Annotated in this window: 6 protein-coding genes and 4 pseudogenes; 5 read left to right on the top strand and 5 right to left on the bottom strand. The window is 71.7% G+C overall.

Annotated elements, in window-relative coordinates:
• Positions 1–100 (top strand): annotated as a pseudogene (locus ABZ495_RS25785) (IS481 family transposase); the annotation flags it as partial.
• Here ABZ495_RS25785 and ABZ495_RS25780 read toward each other — a convergent pair.
• From ABZ495_RS25780 to ABZ495_RS25770, 3 genes and pseudogenes are all read right to left on the bottom strand, one after another.
• Positions 92–835: pseudogene (locus tag ABZ495_RS25780) on the bottom strand (sulfite exporter TauE/SafE family protein); the annotation flags it as partial. The pseudogenes ABZ495_RS25785 and ABZ495_RS25780 overlap by 9 nt on opposite strands.
• Before the next feature lie 450 nt (positions 836–1,285).
• A complete protein-coding gene (locus ABZ495_RS25775) occupies positions 1,286–1,774 on the bottom strand; it encodes a hypothetical protein (protein ID WP_359838296.1) in 489 nt (162 codons plus the stop codon).
• 382 nt (positions 1,775–2,156) lie between these two features.
• Positions 2,157–2,849 carry a GntR family transcriptional regulator gene (locus tag ABZ495_RS25770; RefSeq protein WP_359838294.1) on the bottom strand — a complete coding sequence of 231 codons (693 nt, stop codon included), beginning with the start codon at positions 2,847–2,849 and terminating at the stop codon, positions 2,157–2,159.
• 97 nt (positions 2,850–2,946) lie between these two features.
• Between ABZ495_RS25770 and ABZ495_RS25765 the strand changes: the two genes are divergently transcribed.
• The 4 genes and pseudogenes from ABZ495_RS25765 to ABZ495_RS25750 all read left to right on the top strand — a co-directional run bounded on the left by ABZ495_RS25765 (position 2,947) and on the right by ABZ495_RS25750 (position 5,020).
• Positions 2,947–3,516: a YbhB/YbcL family Raf kinase inhibitor-like protein gene (locus ABZ495_RS25765; protein WP_359838292.1), complete on the top strand. Its 570-nt coding sequence runs from the start codon at positions 2,947–2,949 to the stop codon at positions 3,514–3,516.
• Between the two features lie 33 nt (positions 3,517–3,549).
• The gene (locus ABZ495_RS25760; protein WP_359838290.1) at positions 3,550–4,446 is read left to right on the top strand and encodes a hypothetical protein; all 897 of its coding nucleotides are present in this window, start codon (positions 3,550–3,552) and stop codon (positions 4,444–4,446) included.
• Positions 4,447–4,554: 108 nt separating this feature from the next.
• Positions 4,555–4,683, top strand: a pseudogene (locus ABZ495_RS25755) (IS256 family transposase); the annotation flags it as partial.
• A 49-nt stretch (positions 4,684–4,732) separates the two neighbouring features.
• Entirely contained in the window at positions 4,733–5,020 is a 288-nt protein-coding gene (locus ABZ495_RS25750) for a hypothetical protein (RefSeq protein ID WP_359811806.1), read from the top strand.
• A 53-nt stretch (positions 5,021–5,073) separates the two neighbouring features.
• Here ABZ495_RS25750 and ABZ495_RS25745 read toward each other — a convergent pair.
• Both ABZ495_RS25745 and ABZ495_RS25740 read right to left on the bottom strand, forming a co-directional pair.
• A pseudogene (locus ABZ495_RS25745) lies at positions 5,074–5,283 on the bottom strand (STAS domain-containing protein); the annotation flags it as partial.
• Positions 5,284–5,368: 85 nt separating this feature from the next.
• The gene (locus ABZ495_RS25740; protein WP_359838288.1) at positions 5,369–6,106 is read right to left on the bottom strand and encodes a hypothetical protein; all 738 of its coding nucleotides are present in this window, start codon (positions 6,104–6,106) and stop codon (positions 5,369–5,371) included.
• Between the last annotated feature and the right edge of the window lie 70 nt (positions 6,107–6,176).

The following is a 6,176-nucleotide window of genomic DNA, read 5'->3' as shown; positions in this document are numbered from 1 at the left end:
CGACTGGCTCCACACCTACAATCACCACCGCGGACACACCGCACTCGCAGGCAAGCCACCCGCCAGCCGCATCCCCAACCTCACGGGACAGAACAGCTAGGGCACCCAACAGGAGACGCAGCGCGGTCTCGGGCAGTCGTGGTTGGAGGTGGGCGCCGAGGTAGCCGCCCAGCAGGCCGCCGAGTCCGCAGGACAGGCCGAGCAGCCAGTCGGGGGCGATGTCGCCGGTGGTGGTCAGCGCCAGCAGCGCGTAGGTGCCGGCACCCACCAGCGAGGTGACGAACGTCGAGGCCAGTGCGGCGGGTGCCACCGTGGCCACGGGGATGCCACGACCGACCAGGATCGGGCCGAGGATGGAGCCGCCACCGATGCCGTAGATTCCGCCGATGACGCCGACGGCCAGGGCGAGCGCGGTAGTGATGCGGGCCGTCGGCGCAGCGGCGGTGCGGGGGCCGGCCGGGTGCAGGGTGCGGGCGCACAGCCACACACCGAGCGGCAGGAGCAGGGCGGCGACCAGGAGCTTGAAGACGCGGGGGCCGGGGACGGCGAAGACCCGGATGAGGGCGCCGGTGACGACGCCGGGCACGGTGCCCGCGATCAGCAGCCGGGTGAGCGGCCCGTTCAGGGCTCCAGCCCGGCGGTAGCGCAGCAAGGCACCAGGCCCGGCCACCACGTTGAACAGCAGGTTCGTGGGCGTCACCGCCGGACTCGGCACACTGAGCACGCTGACCTGGACCGGGAGCAGGAAGACTGCCCCGGACACTCCCACCGGCGCGGTCACCGTCGATATCAGCAGCCCGGCCGAGAAGCCGAGCAGACCCTCCAACCAGTCCACCCCAGGCCCCCTCGAAGCTTCGTCGGGCCAGTATCCGGCGAGCCCCCCGCGACCCCGGTCAGCGTCCACGGACCGGACGGTCAAGCCCGGCGAGATGCCCGAGCCGCCGTCAAACTCCGATGAGACTCGTCAAACTTCGCTGAGACGGGTCACCGGCAACCGAGGATGTCCCACCTTGTCTCAGGTCTGATCGCAGAACGCCGCCACCTGGGGATATGGGCTGGACTGTCCTAGCGAATCCGGGCGGGCTGGGACGGTGCCCGCGGGTGATGGCCCGGACTGTGCGTCTCGGGTCGGGCGGGCACCGGCAGCAGCGTACCGGGCACGGCGGCCTCCGCAGGAGAATCCCAGGCTTCTGGGGCCCGGGGCCCGGCTACTCGTCATACTCCGGCTGACCGGCCAGGTGGGAGGCCAGACCTGGCCCCCAGACCCCGCGTCCTCGGGAATGGATCACGCCATTCCGCTGCTGTTCTGCATGGATCGCCATCGAGCAAGCGGTCCTACGCCATCCGGCTGCACACAGCAGTCCGCCCCGTCGGCCGCTTCCAGGTACCACTCCAGGGCCTGCTCGGGCCTCCCGGCTTCCCGAAGGAAACCGGCCAGCTCCCGCACGGCCCTCCGGCCGTACGCCTTCACGCGCTGCCGAAGCCAGCCGACGGCAGCCTCCAGGCCCCGGTACTTCCACAGCAGCCACGCCGCCTCCCAGTGCGCGTGCCGTTCCCCCGCACCGGCAGCCTGCGTGAACGCGGCGACGGCGCTGTCCACCAGCTCCCCAACTGCCCCGGCCCGCCGCCGACCGACCGACCCGCGAGCTGTCCGGTTGCCGTCAGAAGCCGAGGTCAGCGCGGCCTGGACAGGCTTTGCCAGTTCTTCCGCCAGTCCCTTCGCCACCTGCGCCGACGCATGCAGTTCCTGCGGTACGACGTTGACGTCAGCCACCGTGATCTCCCCCAGAGTCCACACCGATGCGGTATCGGTGTGTCGCCCCGTCCTGGCGCCGGTGAGGGGATGCGGTCGGCGACGATCGGCCGGTCGGCGTCGAGCCGTTGGTCCTCCCCGCGCAGGCAGGGGGCCGCCCTGGGCACCGCGGCGCCCAGGGCGGCCCCGTGCGCTGTGTCGGCGCGCAGCGTCGATAGCGCAGTCCAGGCGGCAGCAGGATGGTCCAGCGCATCCGTTCGCCGACTACGGGGTACGGGGGCGGAGTACGCCGTGACCAACCAGGCCCGGACCGGCGGGCCGCGACGCCTGCCCGGTTTCCGCCCGTACCCGGCCCTCCGGCAGGGCAGGTCCCGCCACCCGACCTCGCTGTGGTGGCGTAAGCCTAGGTGGCCCGGCCTGAATCGTCGGTCAGAGCAGCCGCGGTCAGGGTGAGGTGCTGGACCAGGACCGCGGCTGCGGTGTCGGCGTCGCGGGCCAGTACCGCCGCCTCCAGCCTGCGGTGTTCTTTGGCGCCGTCCCGGTCGGGGTTGCGGTGCGCCGACCAACGGCGGGCCAGCTCACTGGCGGTCCACAACCGGTCGAAGGTCTCCAGCAGCGCGCGGTTGCCACACCCCTCCAGCAACGTGCGGTGAAAGACGCGGTGAGCCTCGGCCCAGGTGCCGGTGTAGTACTCGCCCTCCTCCGGCACGTACGCCGGAGTGCGCACCAGACGATGGTGGGCGGCCCGCACGCGGGCCTCCCAGTCGAGGTCGCCGCGCTCGATGGACATGCGCAGGACGACCGGTTCGACGGTTCGACGGGCTTCCGCGATCTCCTGCCAGCGCTGGTCGGAGAAGGACGGGACCGCGAAACCGCGGTTGGGCAGCCGGTCGGCGAGCCCCTCGCCGACCACCCGCACGAGCGCCTCGCGCACCACGGCCAGGCTCACGCCCTGCTCCCTGGCAAGATCCTGCGGCTTGAGAGGGGTGCCTGGGGAGTAGTCCCCGCGCATGATCGCGTCCCGCAGGTGTGCGTAGACCTGCTCGGAAAGCATCTGTTTCACCGGCGGGGTCGAGGAGTGCACTGTCTGCGTCATGAGCCCATCCTAGACTGATCCCGTAGATAATCGATTATCCGTGTTACTGTCGATTCACTAGCTGATGAGGACGCCCGTCCGGTAAGGAACGACCACTGTGTTTGCCAACGATCCCTTCGCCCGCCTCCCTGAGGCGGCCTCGTTCACCGTCACCAGCACCACCGTCGCCGACGGCGCCGCGTGGCCGCCCGAGCAGCACTCCTCCGGCTTGCCCGGCGGGAAGGACACCTCCCCGCAGCTGTCCTGGAGCGGTGCCCCGAACGGCACGAAGAGCTATGCCGCCACCGTCTACGACCCCGACGCCCCCACCGGGTCCGGGTTCTGGCACTGGGCGGTCGCCGACATCCCCGCCACGGTCACCGACCTGCCCGAGGGCGCCGGCGACGACACCGGCTCGGGCCTGCCCGAGGGCGCCGGCGACGACACCGGCTCGGGCCTGCCCGAGGGCGCCTACCAGGTGCCCAACGACACCCGCGCGGCCCGCTACATCGGCGCCGCCCCGCCGGCCGGCCACGGCCCGCACCGGTACTTCGTCGTGGTGCACGCCCTCGACATCCCCACGGCAGGCGTCCCGGCCGACGCCACCCCGGCCGTCCTCGGCTTCACCATCGCCGGCCACACCCTCGGACGCGCAGTGCTGATCGCCACTGCCGAAACACCCGCCTGACAGCGCTACCCGACTCCCGGAGACACCACCGCCATGCACCTCGACGCCTTTCCCCACTCCGCCCGTACCGGCGCCGGCCCGATGGACCTGAACGCCGTCCGCGACGTCAGCCGCGCCGTCAGCGCCGCCCACCTGTTCATCTACCTTGCCCCCGAGACCGCCGAGGAGGCGGCCGAGCTCGGCGTGACCGACCGCGGGCCGGCGTATCTGGCCTTCCGATCGGCCGCGATGGGCGCGGTTCCGTGGCAAGTCACGCTCGCGGCCTTCTACAACTTCAGCCCGCGGTCAGTGCGGGCCATGGCGGGCGTGTGGGACGCCGCGCCGCCGGAGCGGTGGCAAGCCGCCCGGCTCCTGGCCGCCAGCCGGGCGATGCGGCGCGCCAACGTACATCTCACGGACGACCACCTTGCCGAGGCACGCCTGCTGATCGACGCGGTCGTCACCCGCGCCGACTATGCCGGCAAGGTACTGGCCGCCGCGAACGCGTCGGTCCCGCTTCCATCCGATTCCCTTGTCGCACTGTGGCAGCGGATCACGGTGGCACGCGAGTGGCGCGGCGACGCCCATCTCGTCGTACTCGCCGACAACGGCCTCGGACCGTGCGACTGCCTCGTCCTGCACACCGCAACCGGCGGCCTCCCCGCAGCTCTCGCCCGAGCGACCCGCCAGTGGGACGACGAGGAGTGGAGCGCGGCGACGGCCCGCCTCGTCGCGCGCGGCTGGCTCGACTCCCACGGCGTTGTCACCGACACCGGCAGTGCGGCACGCGAGCGCATCGAAGTGGAGACCGACGAGCACTGCGCCGCGCTATGGGCACCGATCGGCAACACAGGCGCCCGCCGCTTCGCCTCCCTCATCGCGCCGATCACGAACGCGTTCACCGCAGCCGGGACATTCCAGACCGTTCCCGGCCAGTCTGATCTCGCATAAACGGTCCTTCGCACGAGCAACGCGAATCATCACTCACGGTGTAACTCCCGACCGAGGAAGTAGCACCTGATGACAGACGTGACCGTCTCGGCCGAGGCCGTGGAGGCTATGCGGCCGTCGGCGTTGCGGCCGGATGCTTTGGACGGCCAGTTGATCGTGCAGTTGGTCGCCCGTGGCCGCGCGAGCGGGCTGCAGCTCACCGGCGTCGGCGGCCTGCTCCGGCAGCTCACACCGCGCGGGAGGCCCAGACGCGAACGCGTACGACGACCGAATTCCTCGGCGCTCTTTGCGCCGCCCTCGTCCTCGCCGCCGGCTCCGCCACCTCACCTGGTCGTCGGTCTGCGCGACAGGGGCCGGGGGTGAGCAGGACGGTGCCGTTGCGGCGCGGCCGGGCGGCGAGTCGGTCGAGGGCCCGAGGTGCCAGGCCGGTGGGGGCCGCGGCGAGGACGACGGGGCAGGCGGCGGCACCGAGGTCCGGTTCGTACGCCCCGAACTGCGCGCTGAGGTCGAGTTCCTCGAACTCACCCCGGCCGGCCGACTACGCCATCCCGTTTGGCGAGGCCTGCGCGAGTAGCACCCGACGCGCCTCCAGTAGGCGGGGGCGGCCCCGTCCGCGTCGACGGGGAACACCCGGTCCACGCCGGTGATCTCCAGGACCCGGGCGGCCGAACGCGAAGGGCGGGCGAGTCGGACCGCGATGCCCCGGCGGTCGGCCTCCGTGCGGGCGAGCAGCGTGTTGAGGCCCGCGGAGTCCGTGAACGTGACAGCACCGAGGTCGACCACGAGCGTCGACGGAGCCGGCTGGAGCGCGATGGCCGGCGTGTGTGGCAGGGACACCTGGTCGACATCGAGCTGCCGTGCGCCCACATCGCCACCGAGGAAGCCGGCCTCGCCCTGCGGCGGCCTCGACCGGTGTGCCGTGCTACTTGTCGAGGACGCCGACCGCGTGGGCGATGACGAGCAGCGAGGTCATGAGTGCGGCGATGCTCTCGATGGCCATCAGCGCCTTGGCCCGGGGGGACAGCGGCATGGTGTCGGTGGGGCTGAAGGCGGTGGAGTTGGTGACCGAGACGTACAGGTAGTCCATCAGGGTGGGAACCCAGTCGCTGGTGCGGGACGAGCCGTCGGCGACCTCCTCGACGGCGTCGTCGTTCTCGTCCTGGGAGAAGCGGAAGTCCGCCAGCGGCAGTTCGGAGCGCTCGGCCTGAGTGCGCGCCACCGGTCCGCCGCGGTCGAGTTCCCAGAACGCCAGGCCGAAGACGATGATGCCGGTGGCCCAGACCTGGAGCGCGGCGAGCAGTAGGGGGCCGCCCTCCTGGGCCTTGTCGGTGACCATGGCGTGCACCAGCAGGCCGAGCGAGATCAGGTTGCTGATGCCGATCAGGGCGACCAGGGCCAGCGACACGATCCGGGAGAGGCGGTTCTGCCGGGTCATCCGGCGCGGGTTGACCGCGATCAGCGGGATCAACAGCAGCAGTTCCAGGCCCGGCAGGACGAAGCGCGGGACGAACAGCAGCTGCTCCGGCAGGACGAGGTAGAGCAGCACGGCCGCCAGGGTGGCGAGCACCGCGGGCAGCCGGGCCTCGCCGCGGCGGTCGTGGCGCGGGAAGCGCTGCAGCGCCTTCGCCCGGTGGCCGGGCGTCTTCCTGCCTGAGTCCATGGAACGTCTCCCGTGTGCGGCGTTGCTGTCACCAGCGGGTTCCCCGCCGTACGGGGTTCACGCTCCCGAG

Origin of the sequence: Kitasatospora sp. NPDC005748 (genome assembly GCF_040630735.1) — a bacterium.
GTDB lineage: Bacteria > Actinomycetota > Actinomycetes > Streptomycetales > Streptomycetaceae > Kitasatospora.
This window is presented reverse-complemented; position numbering and strand designations above follow the sequence as displayed.